Genomic DNA, 21,084 nt, shown 5'->3' with positions numbered 1-21,084 from the left:
CTGCCACCGGCCGCGGGCACTCGCTTCTGCGAGCAGCGACGTCGGGCTGCGGGATCCCCGGGGCTCAGTCTAGCGGCATCCCGCCGATTTCAGCCCCAGAGCGTGGTGACGATGTCTTCGGTATAGCCTTCCGGCGCGAAGTTGATCCACGCAGTGGACACCCAACCCGTTCCGCGGAGGAAATGCGACTCGCCGAGGGTGACCTCGTTGTCATCCTGGTCGACGGTCTTCTGCTCGATCGTGCAGTTCACTCCCTCCCAGGCATCCTCGCACGCGAAGCCCGCCTCGCGGAGGGTGGCGAGCAGGTCCGCGGACTGCGCCGCGTCGATGACCGAGACGTTGGTCGCGAGGCCGAACTCGCTGGGCTGACCCCACGAGCAGCGGATGGTCGGGATGCCGGAGTTGAGCACCTCGAGCGCCGCGGCGGTCTGCGTCGAGTGCATCGTGACGCCCGGATCGTTGAGCGGGGGGTTCGCGGCGTTGAGCGAGGCCAGCATGTCATCCGAGTACAGGTCTTCGCACTGCGTCGGAAGCTCGAACTCTGCCACGGGCGTCTCGCTCGGCGTCGGCGACGCGGACGGCTCGGATGTGGCGCTCGGCGTCGCCGAGGGCGTCGGGTCGCTCGTGGTCGGTCCGGGTGCGGGCTCGGGCTTGCATGACGTCATCAGTGCCGCGATCACGAGGACCGCCGCGATGGCGCCGGCGCCACGCAGCGCGTGCGCGCCGGAAACTGCCCGCGCCATACCGCACCTCCCGTCCAGGGTTCCCATCCGACCATACGGCGCGGCCCCGACGCGGCCCGAGGGACGCGCCGCCACCCTCCGCCCGGAACCGTGTTCTGGGCAGCTCCCAGGGCGTGCGCCCGGGGCGGTGCAGCCGAGCGCGTCGCCGGTCTCAGCCCGCGTCCCCCGAAGCGGCCTGCTGCCACTCGGCCAGGGTGTCGGGGGCGTCCGTGACGATCCCGTCGACACCGAGGTCGGTCACGGCATCCCACTGCGAGTCGCGGTTCAGTGTGTACACGATGATCCGGATGCCGGCACGGTGCACCTCGGCAACGACCTCCGGGCGGCTGAGCACAGCCTTGCGATCCACGACGATGCCCCGCACACCGGCTTCGCCCGCGGCACGCACCACGTCATCGGGAATGTGCTTGAGGATCAGCATCCGCGGAACGACCTCCGACGCCGCTGCCACGAGGGCGAGCGTCCGCGCGTCGAAGCTCGAGATCGCGACACGACTCTCGAGATCTCGCGCGATCACGTCGCCGATCGCGGAGGTGACGGCCGTGGCATCCCACACTCCTTTGAATTCGACGATCGCGCGGTGGCCCGAGGCGCCCAGGACGTCGAGGAATTCCTCCAGAGTCGGCACCCTCGTCCCTGCGAACCTCTTGTCGAACCACGTTCCGGCGTCGAGCGCCTGCACCTCAGCGAGCGTCAGCGCGGCCAGAGCCCCGTGCCCATCCGTCGTTCGGTCCACGGTCGCATCGTGCATGAGGACGGGATGTCGATCCGACGTGAGGGCGACGTCCACCTCGACGTAGTCGAACCCCGCGGCGAGCGCGGCCCCGACCGCGGGAAGGGTGTTCTCGGGAGCCGTCGCTCCTCCCCCGCGGTGACTCGCGATGAATGCCGCGTCGCCCGGAGTTCTCGCGACTCCGAGAACCTCGGACGCGCTCACGCGCGTCGGCGCCGCGCCGAGGAAGGCGATCACCACGCTCGCGATCGCGAGCACGCAGACGATCAGCAGCGCGTTGAGCCGATCGCGGGCGCGATCGGCTTGGGCGTCGTCGGGCATCGGGCATGTCCTTCGGGTCGTACGCTCCGTCCACTTCGACGGGGCGCGACCACTCTACATGCGCCGTTACCCTTTCGTTACCAAAGGGTCGCCCAGTTTTCCCTCACGTTTTCGGACATCACCGCTAGACGAGGCTCTTCGTGTGCCAGACGGTCTTGGTCTCGGTGAAGGCGGCGATCCGGTCGAGACTCGGCGATGCCGCATCCGCACCCTGCTCGGGCGGCAGCACGCGGGTGAGCGTCTCGGCCGCCGCGACCTGCAGGTCCACCCAGTCGAGGTCGCCGGCACCGACGAGGTCGAGGCCGTGGATGTCGGGGTGCGACGCGAGCCACGGTGCGAGCTCGGCGGGCGATCCGGTGAGCACGTTCACGACTCCACCGGGGAGGTCGGATGTCGCGAGCACCTCGGCGAGGCTGATCGCCGAGAGCGGATAGCGCTGCGAGGCGACCACGACGACGGTGTTGCCAGGCACGAGCACCGGCGCGATAGCCGACACGAGTCCGACGAGCGCGGTGTCCTGCGGAGCGATGACCGCGACCACTCCGGTCGGCTCGGGCACCGAGATGTTGAAGTACGGCCCGGCGACCGGGTTGCCGTTGCCGGCGACCTGGCCGAACTTGTCACACCAGCCCGCGTACCAGACCCAGCGATCGATCGCCTCGTCCACCTCGGCTGTGGCAGCGGACACCGACGCTCCGGTCTGCTGCACGATCTCGTCCACGAACTGCGCCCTGCGACCCTCGAGTATCTCGGCCACCCGGTACAGCACCTGGCCGCGGTTGTACGCGGTCGCGCCGGACCAGCCCTTCACCGCGCCGCGTGCGGCGGTGGCGGCATCCCGCGCGTCTTTGCGTGATGCCAGCGCCGCGTTGGCGAGGAACTCGCCCTTGTCCGAGGTCACCTCGTAGGTGCGGCCCGACTCGCTTCGCGGAAAGGCCCCACCGATGTATAGCTTGTACGTCTTCGGAACGCTGAGTCGTTTCGTCATTTTGCGGTTCCTGAGCTTGTCGAAGGTCCCTTGAGGTAAGCGAGCAGGCCGTGGCGGCCGCCCTCACGGCCGTAGCCGGACTCCTTGTAACCGCCGAACGGGCTCGCCGGATCGAAGCGGTTGAACGTGTTGGCCCAGATGACGCCGGCGCGGAGGCGATCGGCGACCGCGAGGATGCGGGAGCCCTTGTCGCTCCAGATGCCGGCCGAGAGGCCGTACGGGGTGTTGTTCGCCTTCTCGATGGCCTCGGCAGGGGTGCGGAAGGTCAGCACCGACAGCACCGGGCCGAAGATCTCGTCGCGGGCGATGCGATGACTCGCCTGCACGTTCGTGAAGATCGTCGGCGCGAACCAGAACCCGCTGTCGGGGATGACGCAGTCGGCCGTCCACCGCTCGGCACCCTCTTCCTCGCCGATCCGGCTGAGCTCGCGGATACGGTCGAGCTGCGCGAGAGAGTTGATCGCGCCGATGTCGGTGTTCTTGTCGAGCGGGTCGCCCATCCGCAGCGTCGAGAGGCGGGATTTCAGCCGGTCGACGACGTCATCGTGGATCGACTCCTGCACGAGCAGCCGGCTGCCCGCGCAGCAGACGTGGCCCTGGTTGAAGAAGATGCCGTTGACGATGCCCTCGATCGCCTGATCGATCGGCGCATCCTCGAACACGATGTTCGCGGCCTTGCCGCCGAGCTCGAGGGTGAGCTTCTTGTTCGTTCCCGCGGTCGCCTTCGCGATGGCGCGACCCACGCCCGTGGAGCCGGTGAACGCGACCTTGTCGACGTCGGGATGCCCGACCACGGCTGCGCCGGTCGCACCGGCTCCGGTCACGATGTTGACGACTCCGCGCGGCAGATCAGCCTGCTGCAGGATCTCGGCGAAGATCAGGGCCGACAGGGGCGTGGTCTCTGCCGGCTTGATGACGACGGTGTTGCCCGCCGCGAGCGCCGGCGCGATCTTCCACGCGAGCATGAGGAGCGGGAAGTTCCACGGAATGACCTGCCCTGCCACGCCGAGCGAACGGGGGTTGGCGCCCAGCCCTGCGTAGTCGAGCTTGTCGGCCCATCCTGCGTAGTAGAAGAACCACGCGGCCACCAGGGGCACGTCGACGTCGCGGCTCTCCTTGATCGGCTTGCCGTTGTCGAGCGACTCGGCGACGGCGAGCTCGCGGGCTCGCTCCTGCACGAGGCGGGCGATCCGGAACAGGTACTTGCCGCGATCGCGGCCGCTCATCTTCGACCACGTCTTGTCGTGGGCACGACGCGCGGCGACGACCGCGGCATCGACATCCGCGTCGCTGGCCGAGGCGATCGTGGCGATGTGCTTCTCGTCGGCCGGCGAGATCGTCGCGAACGACTCGCCTGTGCCGGCGCGGAACTCGCCGTTGATGAACAGCCCGTACTCGTCGCGCAGATTCAGGATGGCGCGCGACTCGGGCGCCGGGGCGTACTCGAGGAAACTCATGATTCTCCAGTTCGAGCTTGTCGATCAGGTTGCTGAGCTTGTCGATCAGGTTGCTGAGCTTGTCGAAGCATCAGTCGATCGTCACGTAGTCGGCGCCGGAGTAGTGGCCGCTGGCAAGCTTCTGACGCTGCATCAGCACGTCGTTCAGCAGGCTCGATGCCCCGTACCGGAACAGGTGCGGCTGCAGCCATTCCTCGCCCACCGTCTCGGCGACCGTCACCAGGTATTTGATCGCATCCTTCGAGGTGCGGATGCCACCGGCAGGCTTCACACCGATCTTCTCGCCGGTGGTGCGGTGCCAGTCCCGCACGACTTCGAGCATGAGGAGCGTGACCGGAAGGGTGGCCGCAGGCTGCACCTTGCCGGTGGAGGTCTTGATGAAGTCTCCGCCCGCGAGGATCGCGAGCCACGACGCGCGTTTGACGTTGTCGTAGGTGTTGAGCTCACCCGTCTCGAGGATCACCTTCAGCGAGGCCGAAGACCCGTCCGGCCGGCGGCACGCCTGCTTCACCTTCGCGATCTGGTCGAACACGAGGCCGTACCGACCAGCGAGGAAGGCGCCTCGGTCGATGACCATGTCGATCTCGTCGGCGCCGGAGGCGACGGCATCCGCGGTGTCTGCGAGCTTGATCTCGAGCGAGGAGCGCCCGCTGGGGAACGCCGTCGCGACGGCCGCCACCGAGACGAGGCCGTCATCGGGATCGCCGTGGGCCGCGCCGAGCGCGGCTACCGCGTGCGGCACCATGTCGCCGTAGACGCAGACCGCGGCGACGCGCGGGCAGGTGGGGTCGCCGGCATCCGGGTTCAGTGCCTTCGCAACAAGCGAGCGGACCTTGCCGGGGGTGTCCGCGCCCTCGAGCGTGGTGAGGTCGATGAGCTCGATGATCTTGTCGAGCGCCCAGGCCTTGGACGTGGTCTTGATCGAACGTGTTCCGAGGCCTGCCGCACGCTGCTCGAGGCCTACCGCGTCGACGCCGGGGAGTCCGTGGAGGTAGCGGCGGAGGGTTGTGTCGTCGGGCTCTCCGCCGAGCAGTTCGACCGCGCGCTCCGGCAGCGTCTGAAGCTCTGTTCTGCTCATCGTTCTCCCTCAAGTCTGAATCGGCGGGCGACGCGAGAAGTGTCATCCAGTCCCGTGCGAGCCCTGATCGGATGTCGCCCGCCCGTCTCGCATCATCACGATCAGGCCGATTCCGACCACGACCACGAACGCGATCGACAGCACCGTGAAGGCGAACCAGTTCGAGTCGAGTGCGAGGACGATGGCCGCCGCGATCACGGCGATCGCAGCCGCGACGAGCTTCGATCCGAACTTCAAGCCTACCGCTGGTGTCAGTCGCCCGGCAGGCGAGTCGCCGCGGGCGAGGATGAGGTCGGCGAACGCGTCGAGGGTCGCGAGCAGCGCGGCGGAGTACGCCACGGCGCATCCGAGCGCCCCCCAGAGGTTCACCGAATCGACATCGGCGGCTCCCGCGGCCACGGCCAGCAGGTCGGCATCCACAGTGTCGATCGTAGGGGCGCAGTCCGGCAGGGTCTACGGCGCCGGCGGACTTGTCACGACCAGGATCGGGAGCACCACCTCGTCCACCAGAGAGGTGACGTACTCCTCGGTCACGTCACCCCCGAACAGGAACTCGTGGCGGAGCATCGCATGCCCCACCTCGAGCACGCGCGGGCTGAGATCGCCGTCACCGAGCTCGCCCCGCGCTCTCGCGCGACGGACGATCTCCCGCATCACGGCGTCACCGCGGCCCTTGCGTCGAGAGCGCAGCTCGTCGGCGACGCCGGGGTCGCCGAGAGCATCGCTCAGGATGCCGCGCATTCCCGCTCCGGCCGGACCCGCCAGCTGCGCCGCAGCGTCGCCGAGAGCGACGAGAAGGTCGGCGCGCAGTGAGCCGGTGTCGGGGATCTCATCAGCGTCGGGCAGGATCCGATAGACCGCGGCGACGATGAGCTCCGACTTGCCCGACCACCGTCGATACAACGATGCTTTGCTCACTCGCGCCCGTTCCGCCACGGCATCCATGCTCATTCCGGCATATCCCGAGGCCCCGAGCTCCTGAAGCACGGCGGCCAGGATCGCGGCCTCGAGCACCGCGCCACGACGCCGCTTCGCCGTCCCGTGACCCACGGTCACGAGCTCACCGTGCCGGCACGACGTGCCCGGCATCCCCGTCGACGGTGACAGCATCGCCGTCGTGCAGCACGGTGGTGCCGATCCCCGTGCCCATGACGGCGGGAATGCCGTACTCGCGGGCGACGATCGCCGCACGCGACGCGAGTCCGCCGGAGTCGACCACGACCGCCGCCGCGCGCTCGAACAGCGGAGTCCACGACGGATTCGTGTACGGACAGACCAGCACCTCGCCCGCCCGCAGTGAGGCGAAGTCGCTCGGGCCTCGCACCACCCGCACCGCTCCCGAAGCCCGTCCGCCGCCGGCCGGGGTGCCCGCGACCAGCGCATCGCCGGTGCCGCGGCGATGCGGGTAGAGCGTCGCCGGCGAGATGAGCGGGCCGCCCGCGTAGCTCGCACGGCGAGCCTTTCGCGCGAGTGCTCTCTCGCGAAGCGCCCCGCCCGCAGCCTCAGGGCCGGCGAGCGCGGTGATCTCCGCCAGCCGCAGGTGCATCACATCGTCGGTGGTGTCGAGCACACCGGCATCCGCCAGCCTGCGGCCCGCCTCGAGCAGCGCGCCGCGCAGCACGGGCAAGCCTCGCGTGGCGTGGAAGTGAGTGTCTTCGCGGAATGCGATGCCCGCCCGTGCGGCTTCGGCGGCGGCGAGGATCGACGGCGCCGAATTCGTCAGCCGAATCCGTCGATAGGACCTCAGCCGCTCAACCGCCACCGCCGCGATGGCGTACCCCGGCTCGCCGGCCGCTTCGGGGCGGTCCAGCAGGCCGGCGATCCCGGCGTGGAGAAGGGCGGGGGTCTCGCCCCAGGTGGGCTCCGACATCAGAAAGGCGCTCCGCACCTCACGGTGCCCATACTCGGAGAGGTAGGCGGCGATCGGCTCACGGAGGCCGGCGAGCCGTTCGTCGGAGGCGAGCCGATCCGCGAACCGGTCCGGATCGCTCTCGCGGAACGCCTGCAGCCACTCCGGTCGCGATGCGACGGTGAGCGCGAGCGCGCCGAGGTCGACGTTCGCCTGCGACGTGCGGGTCTGCAGCCCGCGCGACAGCGGTCCCGCTTCGCCCCTCAGTCCCAGCGCGCCGAGCCGGAGTCGGAGCCTCAGCAGGCTCAGCCCCGCGTGCGGCAGGTAGTCGATCCGCAGGGTGATCAGTCCGTCGAGTGACGACAGCACGCGATGGGGGATCCCGACGAGCTCGACCCAGTCGAGCGAGCGAGGTTCGAGCGACCGGAGCTCGGCGATCTCCCGCTCGAACCGCGCGAATCGCGGATCGCCGGTCCACTCGCGCGTGTCGAATCGCCTCGCCTTGCGGATCGCCCTGGCCGGAGCCGTCAGGGTGCGCGCGGAGGGGCGCGGCTCGGGCGGCACGAGCTCGTCCACGACTCCCGCGGCTTCGGGCAGCATCCGACCCAGATCGAGATTCACACCCGGGATCTCGGCGAGCATCCGGGTGAGGATCCTGCCGTGGCCCCGCAGCGTCCAGGTCGACATGTCGAGCGGGTACGGACGCACGGGCAGCAGTTCCGCGACGATCGATCCCATCATCCGGCGGACCGCGTTCACTCGCCGCGGTGCAGGGGGCAGCGCCGTGAGCGGCCGCGCCTGAAGCACCCAGAGCCTCTCGCCCTCGAATGCCCACTCGATGTCCTGCGGCGCCCCGAAGCGAGCGGCGATCGATCGGCCGACCGCGGCGAGCCTTCGCGCCTGTTCGGTGGTGAGCTGGGTGCCGTCCGCCGACGCGTGCTCTTCCCTCGTGCCCCCGCCATCCGCCGCGCGGATGACGACTTCTGCGTTTCCGCCGCGCTGCCCGACCAAGCGATCTCGAGCATCGAGCATGACGTGCTGCGGCGTGACGAGGCCGGACACCACAGCCTCGCCGAGACCGGGACTCGCGTCGATCACGATGCGGTCGCGCTCCCCCGTGACGGGATCGGCGGTGAACATGACGCCCGCGATGTCAGCCGCGACGAGCGCCTGCACGACGACGGCGATCTGTACCTCGTCATCCGGGATGCCGCGCTGGGCCCGGTAGGCGATCGCCCGATCCGACCACAGCGACGCCCAGCATCGGCGTACCGCGTCGAGCACCTCGGATGATCCCCACACATTGAGGAACGTCTCCTGCTGACCCGCGAAGGCGGCGCCCGGCAGATCCTCGGCCGTCGCGCTGGATCGGACGGCGACCGCACCAGCGCCCAGCCGCTCGTACGCGCGCACAACGGCGTCGCGCATGTCGTCGGGCAGCGCTGCATCCGCTACGGCGTCGCGCCTCGCGCCGGCATCCGTCGACGACACGGCGATCCCCGCGGTCGCGCGCTCGTACACCGCTGTCGTGATGACGAAGCCATCGGGCACGGCATACCCTGCCCTCACGAGTTCGCCGAGATTGGCCCCCTTGCCGCCGGCGACGGCCAAATCTCCGCGACCGACGTCGCGCAACTCGAGGACGGGCTCCATCGGACCTCCAGAATAGAGTACGGATCGTACCCTATTCCGATCAGGTCAGCGCCTTGCGCACCCGCTCGACATCATCCGCGATCTTGGCCTTGAGCGGCTCGATGCCCTCGAACGCGACCATCCCGCGAATCCGGAACGTGAACTGCACCTCGACGCTGTGGCCGTAGAGATCGAGGTCGGTCTCATCGAGCACGTACGCCTCGACCTGCCGGACGGGCACATCGTCGAAGGTCGGGTTGGTGCCCACGCTGATCGCGGCGGGGTACCGGATGCCGGAGCGCAGCCCATCGGCCGAGCCCTCATCGATGAGCCAGCCGGCGTACACCCCATCGGCCGGCACGAATCCCTCGAGGTCGGGCGAAAGGTTCGCGGTCGGAAAGCCCAGTTCTCGTCCGCGCTTGGCTCCGTGCACGACCTCGCCCCACAGCGAAGCCGGGCGGCCGAGCAGCTTGGCAGCGGTCTCGACGTCGCCGGTGCTGAGCACTTCACGGATCCAGGTCGACGACACCCGACGTCCGGGTTCGATCGCCCGCACATCATCGACCACATCGACGTCGAATCCGTACTCGGCGCCGAGTTCGCGCAGTGTGTCGGGGCTCCCGGCTCCGCCGCGTCCGAAGCGGAAGTCGCGCCCCACCAGCACCGTCCGCACCCCGAGCGCGCCGACCAGGACGTGCTCGACGAACTCGCGTGCCGAGAGGTTCGCGAGCCGCTCGTCGAAGCGCAGCATGAGCGTCGCGTCGATGCCGGTCTCGGCGAGCAGCTGCAGCTTCTGGTGCACGCCGATCAGGTTCTCGGGGCAGAGCTCGGGGCGCAGCAGTGCGAGCGGGTTGCGATCGAACGTGACGGCCACGACACGCGCTCCGCCGGTCGCCGCATCCACTCGGGCACGGTCGATCACGGCCCGATGGCCGGAGTGGACCCCGTCGAACTTTCCGATCGCGACCACCGACGGTCCGTAGCCCGCCGGCACCTCGGCAGGGTCGCGGAAGACGATCACGGCGCCACCGCGGTGGCTGCGGCATCCGACGTCGCCGAGCGCTCGGCGGGGTGGTGGGTGATCAGCCACCAGAGACCGAAGAACGGCAACACGAGCGGCACGAAGAGGTAGCCGAGGCCGAACCAGGACCACACGGTGGGGTGAGCGAACAGCGCGGGGAGCACCAGACTCAGCGTGCCGATGACGAGCACGCCCACCAGCTCGAACAGGATCGTGATCCACGCGACGCGGTACCAGACGCGCGAGCCCGAGAAGATCAGGGCCAGCGTCGCGAGGATGTACACCAGCGCCGAGATGGCCGAGAGCGTGTACGCGAGCGGTGCTTCGTCGTATCGCTGGACGATCTGGACGAATGAGCGACCGGTGGCGGCGAGCGCCATGATCGCGTAGACGATCACGAGCACGCGGCCGATGCCGGTCATGCGGGGGCGGGCGGACGACGACGACATGACTCGTCAATCTTAGGCCGCGAGCCGAACCCGCAGCGCCGGGTCTCCGGGCTCACGCCACTTGAACGGTCCAGATCACGTGCATCCGCCACACCATGACGGCAACGGACAGAGCGGCGATGCCCATGATGACCGTGCTCCATCGGCTGCGCTCGAGCAGGGCCCATCCGACGGCGCCGATCAGGAGGAGAGCGGCCGACACCAGGTACACCCAGAACTCGAGCAGGCTGCCGGTGGGCGGATTGCCGACGAAGGGCGCGATGATCGCGATCACGATCTGGGCGAGAAGGAGCAGCTCGACGAGCGCCAGCGAGCCGACCGTGAGATCGCTCGGGCGCCTCCCGGCCAGTCCCGCGATGACGCAGAGAAGCCCGGCGGCCACCGCGGCGATCAGCTCGACGTATGTGTACCAGAGGATCATCGGGGAACCTCCTGCGCCAGGTTCATGACGCTCTTGACGTCGCCGCCGACTCGTTCGACGATTCCCACGAGTCTCCCTTCGCGGTCGATGGCTGCGGCCGCGTCGCCGGCGAGCCGCGGCGCGGCACCAGCCAGTCGCTTGCCGTGGCGCAGGTCTCTGGCCTCGTCGTCGGTGACGTCGAAGCGCCCGAGCACCGCTTCGGCGACGACAGCGGGCGCCGTGAGCGAGGTGTCCGCCAGTTCGTCGACGGATGCCGCATCCGACACGTCGAAGGGTCCGATCCGTGTCCGTCGCAGCGCCGTGAGGTGCCCGCCGACGCCGAGGCCGGCTCCGAGGTCCCTGGCGAGAGCCCGGATGTAGGTGCCGCTCGAGCAGTCGACGACCACGTCGAGGTCGATGGCGTGGGAATCTCTCCGCGACGCGATGACGTCGAACCTCGACACCGTGACCTCGCGCGCCTTGAGCGCGACCTCGACGCCCTCGCGGGCGAGGTCGTACGCCCGCCGCCCGTCGACCTTGATCGCCGAGACCGTGCTCGGCACCTGCGAGATCCGGCCCGTCATGGCCGCGATGCCGGCCGTGATGCGCTCGGGGGTCGCCGCGGAGAGGACCGCGGCATCCGCTCGCCCGGTCTCGTCGCCCTCGGCGTCATCGGTGTCGGTCGAGACGCCGAGCCGGATCGTGGCGTGGTAGGTCTTGTCGAGCCCGACGATGAAGGTGAGAAGCCGCGTCGCACCCTCGACGCCGAGGAGCAGCAGGCCCGTCGCCATCGGATCGAGCGTGCCGGCATGGCCGATCTTGCGCGTGCCGAGCGCGCGCCGAGCACGGGCGACCACATCGTGGCTCGTCATCCCGCCCGGCTTATCGACGAGCATCACGCCCGCGGCGACCATCAGCCGTTGCTCCGAGAGATGCGGCGCGGGTGGGCGAGATCGGCGTTGTCGACGACCACGGATGCCGCCCCTCTCGGGTCGGCTTCGTCGATGTAGAGCTCCTGGCCATCGCGGTAGCGGCGGTTGGATGCCGCGTCGGGGTCGGGATCGCTGCCGTCGCGGAGCGCCATCCGCGCATACGCGACGGGGTACGGCACCTCGAGCCACAGCGACCAGTCCCACAGGTCCCGCAGCTCGGGGCGATGGAGGAACACGCCGTCGACGATGAGGACGGCATCCCGCGGCGCGGCGACCCACGCGGACTCGACCGCGGCATCGCGCCTCCAGTCGAACGCGGCGAGCTGAAAGCCGATCGTGGCGGACGTCTGCCACCCCTCGCGGAACGGATCGATGAGCACACGGCGGAACGTCGCGTAGTCGTACGAGTCGCGGTAGAAGCCCTCGGGCGACCGGCGCCCACGGGCGTACCGCTCGGATCGGGGCCGGTGGAAGCCGTCGATCGATGAGCGGAACACCGTCGTGCCCGCCTCGGCGAAGACATCCGCGAGCCCGTCCGCGAACACGGTCTTGCCGGCTCCGTCGACGCCATCCACTGCAAGCAGGATGCGCCCGCCCCGGTACTGCCGCCGCACCTCGTCGCGCAGCTCGCGCCAGAGCGTGCTGACGGGAGTGACGGGAAGGGCCATGGTTCCAGCCTAGGGCGGCGTGGCGGGGAGGCTTCCCCGGGGGTGGTTGGGGGTCGGTCACCGAGCCGCGGCGGTCACCGAGCCCGGTCGGTCGCTGAGCCTGGTCGGTCGTTGAGCCTGGTCGGTCGTTGAGCCTGCCGAGCGTGCGGCCACCGCATCGACCCTTCGACAGGCTCAGGGACCGATGCTCGCCGAGCTTAGGCTGAACGGCATGCCCGATCTCGCGACCCCGCTCATCGCGTGGTACGGCGAGAACGCCCGCGACCTGCCGTGGCGCAGGCCCGGGTTCGGAGCATGGGGCGTACTGGTGAGCGAGTTCATGCTTCAGCAGACGCCGGTCACTCGCGTCATCCCGCATCTCCAGGCCTGGCTCATGCGGTGGCCGACGCCCACCGCGCTCGCGGCGGACGCTCCGGCCGAGGCGGTCCGGCAATGGGCGAACCTGGGCTACCCGCGGCGAGCACTGTGGCTGCATCGCGCCGCGGTCGAGATTCGCGACCGGCACTCCGGGGTCGTTCCGCGTGATGTGGATGCACTCCTCGCCCTCACCGGCATCGGCGACTACACCGCCCGGGCGGTTGCGGTCTTCGCGTATGGGGAGCGGCATCCCGTGGTCGACACGAACACGCGACGGGTGCTGTCTCGCGCCGTCGACGGTCGCTCCCAGTCCGGTTCGCCATCCCGCCGGGACCTCGACGCGATGACGCGGATCCTGCCGGAGCACCCCGCTGACGCGGCGATCGTGAATGCCGCTGCGATGGAGCTCGGCGCCGTCGTGTGCACGGCTCGAGCACCGAAGTGCAAGGTGTGCCCGCTCGCGGATCAGTGCGCGTGGCGAGCTGCCGGCTACCCCGATACGGGCGACGGCCGTCGTCGACAGGCGCGCTACGAGGGCAGCAACCGCCAGGCACGCGGTGCGGTGCTGAAAGTGCTGCGGGATGCCGCTCCGCAGCCGGTCGACCTCGCTCAAGTCATCGCGGACTGGCCGGATGCCCTGCAGCGCGATCGCGCGATCGATTCCCTCATCGCCGACGGCCTCGCCGAGGCATCCGGCGGTCTTCTGTCCCTGCCGGGGCACCGGGTTGCGGGTTGACTCGTCGGTGCACCCCTACGCCGCGTCGCTAGACCAGGAGGATCGGCGAATTCAGGACGATTCAGCGGCATCCGTCCTGATTCGGGCGACTCTCCTGATGTCGTCGACCGTGCTCACAGCGCGGGCACCGCGAATCAGCCGGAGGGACCCAGCACTGTCACCGAAGGATGCGATTCGGCGCAGTCAGGCAGGTCCAAGGCGAAACCACCTGATTCGGAGAGATCAGGCGAATTCGCCGCGGGCGGGCGCTTCTGCCTCGTCGCGCTCCGCGTCCGCGTCGTCGGGCTCCGCGTCGTCGGGCTCCGCGTCGTCGAGCTCGGCTTCCGCGTCGCCGTCCTCGAACCCACGCGGCTTCACGTATGGGTCGGCGTCGCCGGCGTACTGCGCGGTCGCCGCCAGTCCCGCCACGGCCTCATCGCGCTCGCGCGCTTCGCGCAGAAGAGCCGCGATGTGGTCGGCGTTCTCGGGGATCGCGTCCAGGAAGAACTCCAACGATGGTGTGAGCCGGGTGTTGAGATGCTTTCCCACCTCGGTGCGCAGCATCCCGGTCGCGGACTTCAGCGCGGCGGCGGTGTCGGCGCGCAGCGCCTCGTCGCCCATGACCGTATAGAAGACGGACGCGTGCTGCAGATCACCGGTCACCTTGACGTCGGTGATGGTGACGAATCCGAGCCGCGGATCGCGGAGGCCCTTCTCGAGACGTTCCGCGATCAGCACCCGGATGCGGTCTGCGAGCTTCGCCGCTCTGGCGTTGTCGGCCATGGCGCTCCCATCTGCGGTTGTCACGGCTCGGGCGCCGTGGGGGGCCCTCGACCCCTGTGTCAAGGATAGTCGGGCGGGGTCGTGGGGTACGCCGTCGGCCTCCTTCGGTCGTTACGGGCCGATTTCGCGCGGGCATCGCCGACGTGTCCCACCAGCCGCGCACGTGAACGGAGAGTTAACTTCCCTCGGCTGGATCGCGGTCGACAACAGCGACGGATGCCGCCACCCCGCATCTCCGCCGACTCGAATCGAATTCAGTTCTCACCTGGCTTTTCCGCCGAAATGCGCACGACTCTCCGCAAATGTCGGATCCGCTCGGGGCCGGGTGGTCACGGCGCGCCACGGCGAAACGTCCTCTCCCCGCCGACGCAGCCGGAGCCATACACTCCTGCTCAGCACCACGCTGGGTGATGAAGCCCCAGGGGATCGCCGACCGCCTTCACTGGTCGGCTCCCCTTCCTGAGACAGGTTTGCGCTGGGACGCGACTGTCTGAATGAGCTATTGCACCTGCTGTACCCGGGATCGCCTCGGCAACGCGCTGCGGTCTCGTCTGGGGGGGTTGTGTTGCGCACACGTCTGGGACGATCGACGGTCATCGCCATGATCGCGCTGACAGCGGTGGTGCTGTCGGCGATACCGAGTGCCCTCGCACAGGCCGTGCCTGCGAACCTCGTCGCGAACGATTCGCTCGAGGCCGGCGCCGCGTGGCCGACGTGCTTCTCTGCCAGCGGCTGGGGGACGGAAGCGGCGTGGTCGCTCGTTCCTGGTCGAAACGGCGGCCGCGCCGTCGCGGTGTCGCTTGTCGGGCACGAGAGCGGCGACCGCAAGCTGCTCCAGACCGAGAGCACCTCGTGCGCTCCCACGGTGACGGCCGGTCAGCCGTATGAGCTCGCGATCTGGTACACCTCGACGGCGCCGGTGGGTCTGACGCTCTTCCGCCACTCCGCCGCCGGATGGACGTACTGGGGCGACCTCGGCACGCAGCCTGCGTCAGCAGGCTGGCGGCAGGCTGCCGCGACGACCCCCGACATTCCCGCCGGGACGGATCGAATCGTCTTCGGTCTCTCGCTTTCGGCCGACGGCACACTCGTAACCGACGACTACTCGCTGTGGCGGAGCGGAGCGCCGGATGAGGGTCCGACGCCGACCCTCACCGCGACGCCCACTCCGACGCCCACGCCCACGGCGCCGGCCACACCGAACCTCGTCGCAAACCCGGATCTCGCCGCGGGTGGGGCCGTTCCGACGTGCTTCATGCTCGCGGGTTGGGGCGAGCACACCACGTCGGCCGCCGTCTCGACCGACGTCCCGGCATCCGCTCCCGCGGGGGCTCGTTCGTACTCGATCACGCTGGCGGGCCGCGTGTCGGGCGACCAGAAGCTGCTCCAGTCGGAGGCACCGGCGTGCGCACCCTCCGTGGTCCCCGGAGCGACGTATGACATCGGCGTCGACTACACCTCCACGACCGCATCCACCAGCATCACCGCCTTCCAGCACACCGCGACCGGCTGGGCGTACTGGACCGAAGTGAACGGACTGCCCGCGGCCGCGACCTGGACGCACGCGGCTGCGACCCTCCCCGCGATCCCCTCAGGCGTCGACCGCATCTCATTCGGCGTCTCGATCTCGGCGAACGGCACGCTCAAGACGACGGGCTACTCCCTCACCGCGCAGGGCGGCCCCACGCCGACCCCGACACCTACGCCGACACCGACCCCGACGCCGACGCCCACCCCGCCTCCGACACCCGGCTCACCCGCCGACATCGGGCAATGGGACGTGCTCGAGAACGAGATGCCCGTCCGCGCCCTCCACACGACCTTGCTCCACGACGGTCGCGTGCTCCTGGTCGCAGGCTCGGGCAACGACGGCAACGCGTTCGCGGCGGGCACCTTCACGGCGAAGGTGTGGGATCCGTCCGACGACTCCTATCTCGACATCCCGGTTCCGTACGACATGTTCTGCACGGGCCACGTCACGCTCCCGGACGGCAAGGTCCTCCTGTCCGGCGGGACGGAGGCCTTCCCCGAAGAGGACCAGGGCCCCAACACGTTCAAGGGCAGCAAGAAGAGTTACTACTTCGACCCCGAAGACGATCGGTTCCACCCCACCAGTGACATGAGAGGCGGGCATTGGTACCCGACCCTCACCAAGCTCGGCAACGGCGACCTCTGGGCCGCAGGGGGCCTCGACGAGAAGGCCGAGGGCACGGTGCTGACCGAGCTCTTCGACTACGCGACCATGACCTGGCGCCCGTCGAACCAGGTCCCGCAGACGTGGAGCTTCTGGGGCACTTACCCGCACATGTACCTGCTCGAGGACGGGATGCTGTTCTACGCCGGCGGGCACACCTTCGGCAATGGCCTGCCCGGCACGGGGGCGTCGCTGTACGACTGGACGACGGCGCAGATCTGGGATGTCCCCGGCCTTCGCGAGAAGGATCTTCGCGACCAGGCGGGCTCCGTCCTCCTCCCGCCCGCACAAGATCAGAAGGTGATGATCGTGGGCGGCGGCAACACCGACTCGAACCTTCCCGCGATCAATCTCGTCGACATCATCGATCTGAGCGTGACCGCCCCGCACTATGAGGCGGGCCCGACTCTTCCGGGGTCCGGCAAGGCATACGTGAACCTCTTGACCCTGCCTGACCGGACCGTGCTCGCGGCCGACGGCGCGCAGCACAACCGTTCCGACAACGTGCTGACTGCGGCGATCTACCGCACCACGGCCGGCGTGTGGAAGAGCATCGATCCCGATCCCGTGGGACGCAACTATCACTCGACCTCGCTCGTCCTCCCGGACGGCCGGGTCGTGGTCTTCGGGTCGAACCCCGCCGACAACTCGTTCGAGACCAGGGTCTCGGTCTACAGCCCGCCCTACATGTTCCGCGGCACGCGGCCGACCATCACGAGCGCTCCGGCTGCGGTGACGTATGGCGAGTCCTTCGGCCTCGGAACCACCGGCCAGATCGTGTCGGCATCCCTCTTGTCGCCCATGTCATCGACGCACCAGACAGACACGAATGCGCGCCTCGTCGATGTCCCCCTCACCGGAAGTGGTGGAACGCGCACCGCGCACATCCCGGCCAACCCGAACCTCCTGCCGCCTGGGCCGTACATGCTGACGGTGCTCGACGGCGACGGCGTCCCCAGCATCGCGAAATGGGTGTGGATCTCATGAGCACAATGAAACGCGGCAGCCGCGCTCGTATGATCGTCGCAATCGTCGCTTCGACGCTCCTCGTCGCCGGCGGAGGCGCCGCCCTGTGGCCGCGGTCGGTCGCGGAGACGAGCGCCGAGACGATCGACCCACACACCGGCCACCTGTCGGTGATCGTGGGTGGTTCGGATGCGGGCGACGCCACGACACGCGATGCGTCGACGGTCGTCCCGCCTGAGTCCGAATCAGCGGGAGACACTCCGCAGGCCTCGCTCGCGGCTGCGGCCGGAAGCAACCCGTTCGCGCTCGATGGCGCCCGGAGCGGCGGCACGGCGTCGATCCAGGCCTCCGCTCTCGCAACGTCGGAGGCTGAGGCGCCCACGCGGAACGGGGCTGCAGGACTCGGCAAGCCGCGCCCCGACGTCAAGCCGGGCGAGGTCATCGATCCCGACGCCACGCTCGGCGGCTGCAACCCGGCCTACGGGGATGACGGCCAGTGCCTGCCCGTCATCCCGCCCAGCCAGTCCGCGCACGCTGCCGAGATGATCGACGCAGGGCTCGATCCCGCATCGATGGTCCACACCTGGAAGTGCGAGGAGGTTCGCGAGTACTTCCCGGACGGCATAGCGGTGCGGGTGCCCGGCGTCGACCCCGACACGCTCGACGCCGACGACGACGGCACCGCCTGCGAACCCGACTGAACCGACGGCGGGGCCATCAGCCGCCGCACCCCCGACCCACCCGTTCCAGCCACCCGATCCGCCCGACCCACCCGTTCCAGCCACCCGATCCGCCCGTTCCAGCCGCTCCAGCCGCTCCGGTCACCCGACCCATCCGGCGGCGTTTGCCGACCCATCCAGCGTGACCCACCCATCCTGCTCCACGACCCCACGGAGTCTCCATGGTCTTCGCATCGATCCTTCTGATCCTGTTCTCGCTCGTCCTGCTCGCCCTTTCGCTCAGCACGCTGTACGCCGCGACGTACGCGTGGTGGGACCCCGAGGCACGAGCTCTCACCACCTACCCCGCCCTCGACGGCGAGGACGGCCTCAGCTTCTCGCTGATCATGCCTTGCCGTCATGAGCAGGAGGACGTCATGCGCGCCACGCTCGAACGGCTCCTCTCGCAGAACCACCAGACCCTCGAAGTGCTCATCTCGGTCGGCCACGACGACCCTGAGACCGTCGCGATCGCCGAGCGGCTCGCCGGTGAGGACCCCGGGCGCGTCCGCGTCTCGGTGGACCACAGCCCGGTCAAGAACAAGCCCCGCCAGCTCAACACGGCGCTGCGGATGTGCCGGAACGACATCGTGGGAGTCTTCGACGCCGAGTCGATCGCGGCCCCCAACCTGCTGCGCAACATCGACAACAGCTTCCGCGCGACGGGAGCGGATGCCGTGCAGGGCGCCGTGCAACTCATCAACTATCGGGACACGTGGTTCTCGCTGCGCAACTGCCTCGAGTACTTCATCTGGTTCAGCTCGCGGCTGCACATCCACGCGAGGCTCGGGTTCATCCCGCTCGGCGGCAACACGGTCTTCGTACGCCGGACGCTGCTCGAAGACGTCGGCGGATGGGACGAGAACTGCCTCGCCGAGGACTGCGAGCTCGGCGTGCGACTCTCCACGCTGCACCACCGCATCGTGGTCGCGTACTCCCCTGAGCTCGTGACACGCGAAGAGACGCCCGACACGGTGCGCGCTCTCGTCAAGCAGCGGACGAGATGGTCGCTCGGCTTCATGCAGGTGTATGCGAAGGGGCTGTGGAAGCGACTGCCGACTCTGCGCGAGCGGGCGACCGCGTGGTGGACGCTTACGCAGCAGCACCTCATGGCCCTCACCGGTCTCGCGATCCCACTTTCGATCGCCCTCGCGATCTGGGGCAAGTTCCCGCTCGGTGTGACGATGCTGACCTTCATCCCGCTCATCACGACACTGGCGACGGTCGGATTCGAAGCCTGCATGTTCCGCGAGTTCGGGCGCGACCACGGCTTCGCGATCCGGACGCGTGAATACGCCATCCTCGTCCTGAGCACGCCGTTCTACCAGATGCTGCTGGCTTTCGCGGCTCTGCGGGCCTACGCGAAGTTCCGCACCGGCGACTTCCGCTGGGAGAAGACGGCGCATGCCGGCAGCCACCTCGGATACCTCGGGGCGGGGGCATCGTCATGATGGTCATCGAGCGCGAGATCGGCCAACCACAGACCAGGCGGGAGGCCCATGCCGAAGCGGCTCTCACGCGGGCACCCGGACGCCTGCGGACGTGGCTGAGCGTCACCGACAACACCACGATGCTCATCGTCTTCGCGGTGGCCCTCGTCATCGGTGCGTGGAACGTCAACGGCGCGCCGACCTATCAGGACGACGAGGGGACGTACGTCGCGCAGGCGGTCGCTGTGCAGGCCGGCGGGCTCGCTCCGTACACGTATTGGTACGACCACCCGCCCTTCGGGTGGATCCAGCTTGCGATCCTCGGGTGGATCCCGCAGGCTCTCGGGCTCGGCGCAGGCTCCGACCTTGCGGCGATGCGATACGTCTCGGCGTTCCTCTTCGCCATCACCGCGACGCTCGTCTTCCTCGTCGCACGAAGAATGCTCGTGCGCCGACCCTTCGCCGTTCTCGCCGCGGCGATCTTCGTCTGCTCGCCGCTGTCCCTGACCCTCGGACGCCAGGTGTTCCTCGATACGGTCGGTGTGCCTTGGATCCTCTTCGCGTTCTATCTCGCGATCTCCCCTCGCGTCGCGATGTGGCACCATGTGGGCGCCGGCATCTCGTTCGCCATCGGCGTGCTCTCCAAGCTCACGCTCGCAGCGTTCGGGCCCGCGCTTCTCCTCGCGATGCTGGACCGCACGCGATGGCGGAGCCGCGCCTTCTCGATCGTCGGCTTCCTCGGCGTCGGTGGACTCGTCATCATGCTGTTCCCCCTCATGGCGGCGCTGCGCGGAGAGCTCATCTCCGGGGCGGGCCACGTGTCGCTTCAGGACGGCCTCGCATACCAGTTCCTCTCGCGCTCGGGATCGGGCTGGATCTGGGAGGTGGGGTCGCCTCGCAACGATCTGCTGCAGAGCTGGCTCTTCCTCGACGGGTACCTCATCATCGGGGGTCTCATCGGGGCCGCGCTGTGCGCCTTCACCCGAAGGACCCGCTGGATCCCCGTCGCAATTCTCTGCTTCGCACTGCCGGTCTTCGTCGGACAGGGGTACCTCCCTGCGATGTACATCGTGTCCGGGCTCCCGTTCTTCGCGCTCGCGATCGGCAGCGGCATCCACTTGGTGTGGCGGATGCTCCGCACCGTCCTGCGCACGTACCTTCCGCGGCTCTCCATCGGCGGTTCGGTGCTCGTGGCCGCTGTCATCGGGACGGCGGTTCTGTTCATCCCCGTCGAGCAGTGGCTGACGCGTGGATTTCCGCTGCTCGCGTCGACGGATGAGAACAAGGACTGGCGGTCGACGCTCGAGTGGGTGAGCGACAACGTGCCTCGCGACGAGGTCATCGTCGTGCCGTACTCCATGTGGCAGGACGTCAGCAAGCAGGGCTGGGACGACCCCTGGCAGGCGATCGTGCTGGAGAAGGTCGATCTCGACTCGCAGTTCGACCAGGAGCATCCGGGCGGCGTGGACGAGATCGACTGGATCGTCGAAGGCCCGACGGTCTCTCCCAACATCGACTATCTCGACCTCGACATGATGCGCACGGCCCTCGAGAGCTCGCACGTCGTCGCGGAGTTCGGCGCCTGGAAGATCCGGGAAGTGGACCATGCCTCGGTCCCGAATCCGTCGACTGACGAGGAGGGGTGACCT

19 protein-coding genes are annotated in these 21,084 nt (G+C 69.0%); 5 read left to right on the top strand and 14 right to left on the bottom strand.

Translation table 11 applies throughout. The annotated features are described in order from the left end of the window. Positions 1-89 precede the first annotated feature (89 nt). The 13 genes from ABD188_RS10210 to ABD188_RS10150 form a co-directional block, all read right to left on the bottom strand. Positions 90-743, bottom strand: coding sequence for a hypothetical protein (locus ABD188_RS10210; RefSeq protein ID WP_344061438.1), 654 nt, complete (start codon positions 741-743; stop codon positions 90-92). A 151-nt stretch (positions 744-894) separates the two neighbouring features. Further along, complete coding sequence (locus tag ABD188_RS10205) at positions 895-1,797, bottom strand: glycerophosphodiester phosphodiesterase (protein ID WP_344061435.1); 903 nt, start codon at positions 1,795-1,797, stop codon at positions 895-897. A 124-nt stretch (positions 1,798-1,921) separates the two neighbouring features. Next, positions 1,922-2,785: an aldehyde dehydrogenase family protein gene (locus ABD188_RS10200; protein WP_344061432.1), complete on the bottom strand. Its 864-nt coding sequence runs from the start codon at positions 2,783-2,785 to the stop codon at positions 1,922-1,924. Next, the gene (locus ABD188_RS10195) at positions 2,782-4,242 is read right to left on the bottom strand and encodes an aldehyde dehydrogenase family protein (RefSeq protein WP_344061429.1); all 1,461 of its coding nucleotides are present in this window, start codon (positions 4,240-4,242) and stop codon (positions 2,782-2,784) included. The genes ABD188_RS10200 and ABD188_RS10195 overlap by 4 nt, the downstream gene beginning before the upstream one ends. 70 nt (positions 4,243-4,312) lie before the next feature. Next, positions 4,313-5,320, bottom strand: a complete 1,008-nt coding sequence (gene deoC / locus ABD188_RS10190; RefSeq protein ID WP_344061426.1) for a deoxyribose-phosphate aldolase — start codon at positions 5,318-5,320, stop codon at positions 4,313-4,315. A gap of 42 nt (positions 5,321-5,362) precedes the next feature. Beyond that, positions 5,363-5,740 carry a hypothetical protein gene (locus tag ABD188_RS10185; RefSeq protein WP_344061423.1) on the bottom strand — a complete coding sequence of 126 codons (378 nt, stop codon included), beginning with the start codon at positions 5,738-5,740 and terminating at the stop codon, positions 5,363-5,365. A gap of 33 nt (positions 5,741-5,773) precedes the next feature. Further along, a complete protein-coding gene (locus tag ABD188_RS10180; protein WP_344061420.1) occupies positions 5,774-6,376 on the bottom strand; it encodes a TetR/AcrR family transcriptional regulator in 603 nt (200 codons plus the stop codon). A gap of 4 nt (positions 6,377-6,380) precedes the next feature. Continuing rightward, on the bottom strand, positions 6,381-8,822 hold the full coding sequence (locus tag ABD188_RS10175; RefSeq protein ID WP_344061417.1) for a PEP/pyruvate-binding domain-containing protein: 2,442 nt from the start codon (positions 8,820-8,822) through the stop codon (positions 6,381-6,383). Between the two features lie 40 nt (positions 8,823-8,862). Beyond that, positions 8,863-9,822: a bifunctional riboflavin kinase/FAD synthetase gene (locus ABD188_RS10170; RefSeq protein ID WP_344061414.1), complete on the bottom strand. Its 960-nt coding sequence runs from the start codon at positions 9,820-9,822 to the stop codon at positions 8,863-8,865. Continuing rightward, on the bottom strand, positions 9,819-10,271 hold the full coding sequence (locus ABD188_RS10165) for a hypothetical protein (protein ID WP_344061411.1): 453 nt from the start codon (positions 10,269-10,271) through the stop codon (positions 9,819-9,821). The genes ABD188_RS10170 and ABD188_RS10165 overlap by 4 nt, the downstream gene beginning before the upstream one ends. Positions 10,272-10,323: 52 nt before the next feature. Further along, positions 10,324-10,692 carry a hypothetical protein gene (locus ABD188_RS10160; protein ID WP_344061408.1) on the bottom strand — a complete coding sequence of 123 codons (369 nt, stop codon included), beginning with the start codon at positions 10,690-10,692 and terminating at the stop codon, positions 10,324-10,326. Then, on the bottom strand, positions 10,689-11,585 hold the full coding sequence (gene truB / locus ABD188_RS10155) for a tRNA pseudouridine(55) synthase TruB (RefSeq protein WP_344061405.1): 897 nt from the start codon (positions 11,583-11,585) through the stop codon (positions 10,689-10,691). The genes ABD188_RS10160 and truB overlap by 4 nt, the downstream gene beginning before the upstream one ends. Next, a complete protein-coding gene (locus ABD188_RS10150; RefSeq protein ID WP_344061402.1) occupies positions 11,585-12,271 on the bottom strand; it encodes a nucleoside/nucleotide kinase family protein in 687 nt (228 codons plus the stop codon). Before ABD188_RS10150 ends, truB begins: the two co-directional genes overlap by 1 nt. A gap of 211 nt (positions 12,272-12,482) precedes the next feature. Between ABD188_RS10150 and ABD188_RS10145 the strand changes: the two genes are divergently transcribed. After that, complete coding sequence (locus ABD188_RS10145) at positions 12,483-13,364, top strand: HhH-GPD family protein (protein WP_344061399.1); 882 nt, start codon at positions 12,483-12,485, stop codon at positions 13,362-13,364. Between the two features lie 222 nt (positions 13,365-13,586). Here the strand turns inward: ABD188_RS10145 and rbfA are convergent, their stop codons facing one another. Then, positions 13,587-14,126, bottom strand: coding sequence for a 30S ribosome-binding factor RbfA (gene rbfA, locus ABD188_RS10140; RefSeq protein WP_344061396.1), 540 nt, complete (start codon positions 14,124-14,126; stop codon positions 13,587-13,589). 601 nt (positions 14,127-14,727) lie between these two features. Here rbfA and ABD188_RS10135 point away from each other — a divergent pair. From ABD188_RS10135 to ABD188_RS10120, 4 genes are all read left to right on the top strand, one after another. Continuing rightward, on the top strand, positions 14,728-17,307 hold the full coding sequence (locus ABD188_RS10135) for a galactose oxidase-like domain-containing protein (protein WP_344061393.1): 2,580 nt from the start codon (positions 14,728-14,730) through the stop codon (positions 17,305-17,307). Further along, complete coding sequence (locus tag ABD188_RS10130) at positions 17,304-17,987, top strand: hypothetical protein (RefSeq protein ID WP_344061392.1); 684 nt, start codon at positions 17,304-17,306, stop codon at positions 17,985-17,987. Before ABD188_RS10135 ends, ABD188_RS10130 begins: the two co-directional genes overlap by 4 nt. A 200-nt stretch (positions 17,988-18,187) precedes the next feature. Beyond that, on the top strand, positions 18,188-19,456 hold the full coding sequence (locus ABD188_RS10125) for a glycosyltransferase family 2 protein (RefSeq protein ID WP_344061390.1): 1,269 nt from the start codon (positions 18,188-18,190) through the stop codon (positions 19,454-19,456). Then, positions 19,453-21,081 (top strand): ArnT family glycosyltransferase, encoded by a 1,629-nt coding sequence (locus tag ABD188_RS10120; protein ID WP_344061387.1) that lies wholly within the window; start codon positions 19,453-19,455, stop codon positions 21,079-21,081. The genes ABD188_RS10125 and ABD188_RS10120 overlap by 4 nt, the downstream gene beginning before the upstream one ends. Positions 21,082-21,084: the final 3 nt, after the last annotated feature.

The sequence above is a fragment of the Microbacterium pumilum genome, from assembly GCF_039530225.1.
Taxonomy (GTDB): Bacteria; Actinomycetota; Actinomycetes; order Actinomycetales; family Microbacteriaceae; genus Microbacterium; species Microbacterium pumilum.
The sequence above is the reverse complement of the archived record's forward strand: the minus strand, read 5'-3'. Positions and strand labels throughout refer to the sequence as shown.

Coding starts and splice junctions, on each gene's coding strand:
- ABD188_RS10160 (WP_344061408.1), bottom strand. CDS start 10,692: ATGATCCTCTGGTACACATACGTCGAGCTGATCGCCGCGGTGGCCGCC.
- ABD188_RS10210 (WP_344061438.1), bottom strand. CDS start 743: ATGGCGCGGGCAGTTTCCGGCGCGCACGCGCTGCGTGGCGCCGGCGCC.
- ABD188_RS10195 (WP_344061429.1), bottom strand. CDS start 4,242: ATGAGTTTCCTCGAGTACGCCCCGGCGCCCGAGTCGCGCGCCATCCTG.
- ABD188_RS10125 (WP_344061390.1), top strand. CDS start 18,188: ATGGTCTTCGCATCGATCCTTCTGATCCTGTTCTCGCTCGTCCTGCTC.
- truB (WP_344061405.1), bottom strand. CDS start 11,585: ATGGTCGCCGCGGGCGTGATGCTCGTCGATAAGCCGGGCGGGATGACG.
- ABD188_RS10165 (WP_344061411.1), bottom strand. CDS start 10,271: ATGTCGTCGTCGTCCGCCCGCCCCCGCATGACCGGCATCGGCCGCGTG.
- deoC (WP_344061426.1), bottom strand. CDS start 5,320: ATGAGCAGAACAGAGCTTCAGACGCTGCCGGAGCGCGCGGTCGAACTG.
- ABD188_RS10175 (WP_344061417.1), bottom strand. CDS start 8,822: ATGGAGCCCGTCCTCGAGTTGCGCGACGTCGGTCGCGGAGATTTGGCC.
- ABD188_RS10200 (WP_344061432.1), bottom strand. CDS start 2,785: ATGACGAAACGACTCAGCGTTCCGAAGACGTACAAGCTATACATCGGT.
- rbfA (WP_344061396.1), bottom strand. CDS start 14,126: ATGGCCGACAACGCCAGAGCGGCGAAGCTCGCAGACCGCATCCGGGTG.
- ABD188_RS10130 (WP_344061392.1), top strand. CDS start 17,304: ATGAGCACAATGAAACGCGGCAGCCGCGCTCGTATGATCGTCGCAATC.
- ABD188_RS10150 (WP_344061402.1), bottom strand. CDS start 12,271: ATGGCCCTTCCCGTCACTCCCGTCAGCACGCTCTGGCGCGAGCTGCGC.
- ABD188_RS10145 (WP_344061399.1), top strand. CDS start 12,483: ATGCCCGATCTCGCGACCCCGCTCATCGCGTGGTACGGCGAGAACGCC.
- ABD188_RS10135 (WP_344061393.1), top strand. CDS start 14,728: ATGATCGCGCTGACAGCGGTGGTGCTGTCGGCGATACCGAGTGCCCTC.
- ABD188_RS10205 (WP_344061435.1), bottom strand. CDS start 1,797: ATGCCCGACGACGCCCAAGCCGATCGCGCCCGCGATCGGCTCAACGCG.
- ABD188_RS10120 (WP_344061387.1), top strand. CDS start 19,453: ATGATGGTCATCGAGCGCGAGATCGGCCAACCACAGACCAGGCGGGAG.